The sequence below is a fragment of the Microbacterium sp. genome (genome assembly GCF_043427715.1).
Taxonomy (GTDB): Bacteria; Actinomycetota; Actinomycetes; order Actinomycetales; family Microbacteriaceae; genus Microbacterium.
Genome location: NZ_JBHWTD010000086.1, coordinates 1 through 2,847, shown reverse-complemented (window position 1 = coordinate 2,847; position 2,847 = coordinate 1). Strand labels below are relative to the sequence as shown.

Sequence of the window (2,847 nt, the reverse complement as noted above, 5' to 3'; positions counted from 1 at the left end):
GCTACTTCAGCGAGCACTCCATGAAGCTCCTCAACACCACCGAGAAGGAGGTCGCGATCCCCGAACTCGCTGCAGCATAATCACAGAAGCTGATCTCGCACGGTGTTGAGAAACTCCACCACTCAGCGGGACGTCACCTCCCAGCGGCCTGCCCGAACCTTCGCCCTGACCAAACCATCACCCGTACACCTCCACCATCTGGCGACAGGAAACCTGTGAAACCTGCAACGAAAGCCACCATCGTCACAACAGCGGTGGTCATCCTCCTCGCTGCGATCGTCGCGACGATCGCGCTAGTCAACCGCCCCGAACCGCGAACAGCTCCCGCCACCGACGGAACACTGCCTGGCACCCGCGCAAACTCGCACGTGCTCGACAACGCGGGCCCGAACGCACCCACCCTGGTCGAGTTCCTCGACTTCGAGTGCGAAGCCTGCGGAGCGTTCTACCCGGTCGTAGAACAGCTCCGGGAGGACTACGCCGGCGAAATCAACTTCGTCGTTCGATACTTCCCACTCCCCGGGCACTACAACTCCATGAACGCCGCCATCGCAGCCGAAGCCGCCGCGCAACAAGGCGAGCTCGAGGCCATGCACAGCCGACTCTTCGAAACGCAAGCGGAATGGGGCGAGCTACGCGAATCGCGTGCCGCGCTCTTTCGCAGCTACGCCGAAGACATTGGCCTCGACATGGACGCCTACGACGCTGCAGTCGCGGACCCCGCCACGAAAGAACGCGTGGAGCAGGATTTCGACGACGGGCAGTACCTCAACGTCACCGGCACCCCCACCTTCTTCCTCGACGGGAAGAAGCTGGAACTCCAACAACTTTCCGACCTCACCGGCGCACTCGATCGAGCTACCGGGCGAAGCCCCCAGCAGTAGGCCCCTGCGAGTAGCCCGTGACACGCATCGCCGACTTCCTTAAATTGCGGCCGATGCACAAAGGTCAGCTTGGAGTTACTCAGCCGCGTGTGACAGCACAGCCCGTAGTGATGAGCTCGACCACGGTAGAGCAGCGTTTCAGGCGTGCTGTCCAGAAGGTGCGATCGCCACCGCACGGTTGCACAGGGCTTGCCGCGACGCCGCGACGAGCGCGACGGCCGCAAGCTCACATTCAATCGAGAAGCCGAGCTGAATCCAGGGCGACGAGCCCCTCTCGTCAAGCACCGATAATCGACGTTAAGTCAACTCGAATCAGCGCGACGACTCCTCCCCACCGGCGGGTCCTCACGAGGCGGGCGGTGAGGCGAACTGTCCGCGCAGGCCCGTCCGGCGCGCTTCTACGTCGTCCCGGATTGTGGCGCGGTTCCCGATGACGGGGACAACACGCGACTCTCCACGAACGTCTACGTGATCTCGAAGTAGGCGGGCGCGCTGCCCGCACGGCCGTTTCGCCGCTCGATCGCGGGCGCAGTAGCGTGGACGCGTGACACGATCCGCTCCCCTTCTCGGCGACGTGACATGAGCAGGCCCCTGCACGCACACCGTGACGGCCCCGGCATCCGTGCGTGGGTCGTCTGGACCACGGGTGTCGCTGCGTACATCCTCGCCATCACCAACCGCACATCGCTGTCTGCGGTCGGCGTGGACGCGGCCGAACGCTTCCAAGCGGATGCCGCGACCCTCTCCCTGTTCGCGGTCGTCCAGCTCGCCGTGTACGGCGGCATGCAGATCCCCGTCGGCGTCCTGCTCGACCGGTACGGCTCGCGGCCGATCATGACGATCGGGATGATCCTCATGGCGGCCGGTCAGCTCACCATGGCCCTCTCCCCCAGCGTCGGCGTCGCCATCGTGGCGCGGATGCTCCTCGGCGCCGGGGACGCCGCGGTCTTCCCCGCCGTCCTGCGACTGGTCGCGACGTGGTTCCCGGCCCAGCGCGCGCCCGTCATGGTGCAGCTCACCGGCATCCTGGGTCAGGCGGGACAGCTCGTCGCCATCATCCCGATCGCGGCTCTTCTCCATGCGACGAGCTGGACCGTCGCCTTCGGGAGCATCGCGGGTCTCGGCGTCCTCTTCGCGATCCTGGTCGCGTTGATCATCCGCAATCACCCACCCGAGGTCGACCGCGACATCAGCGTCAACACCGACACCGGCGCGATCCGAGTGGTCACCTCGAGCATCGACACCGGCGTCGGGATCCGTGCGGCGTGGGCGCACCCCGGAACACGACTGGCGTTCTGGTCGCACTTCACGACGCCGTTCGCCGGGACAGCCTTCATGATGCTGTGGGGCGTGCCGTTCCTCACCGCCGGCGAGGGGCGCAGTCTGCCCGAGGCCACGGGCCTGCTCACCATCTTCGTCTTCGCCGGGATGGCCTTCGGACCCGTCCTGGGCGACCTGTCGCGACGTATCCCCCACCTCCGCTCCCGCCTCCTCGTGCTGCCGGCGGTCGGCATCCAGCTCGCCGCCTGGCTGACCGTCATCGGGTGGCCGGGCCCGGCGCCCCTCTGGCTGCTCACGGTTCTCGTCGTCGCGCTGTCCCTCGGCGGACCGGCGTCCATGATCGCGTTCGATCACGCGCGCACCCATAACCCGTCGCACCGGCTCAGCACCGCAACAGGCCTCACGAACGCCGGGGGCTTCCTTGCCGCGCTCGTCGCCATCTTCCTGATCGGTCTCACGCTCGACCTGCAGGGAGCCGGCACACCGGAGACCTACCGTCTCGATGCCTTCCGGCTCGCGTTCCTGGCGCAGGTCCCGCTGTGGCTGATCGGCGCGTTCTTCATCTCCCGCGAGCGGCGACGCACCCGCATCCACATCGGGATGGATCCGCCGCGCCGCCCGCGCCGCGGAGAGTGAGGGACGGGCCGGGCATGCAGAAGGCCCGGCCGCGCAGGGCAGGCCG

General features: G+C 66.9%; 2 protein-coding genes. Both read left to right on the top strand.

Features of this window, described 5'->3' with window-relative positions:
- Positions 1-215: 215 nt before the first annotated feature.
- Positions 216-884, top strand: a complete 669-nt coding sequence (locus tag ACHFGS_RS08940; RefSeq protein ID WP_394279955.1) for a DsbA family protein — start codon at positions 216-218, stop codon at positions 882-884.
- Positions 885-1,463: 579 nt separating this feature from the next.
- Positions 1,464-2,801 (top strand): nitrate/nitrite transporter, encoded by a 1,338-nt coding sequence (locus tag ACHFGS_RS08935; protein WP_394279956.1) that lies wholly within the window; start codon positions 1,464-1,466, stop codon positions 2,799-2,801.
- Positions 2,802-2,847 lie beyond the last annotated feature (46 nt).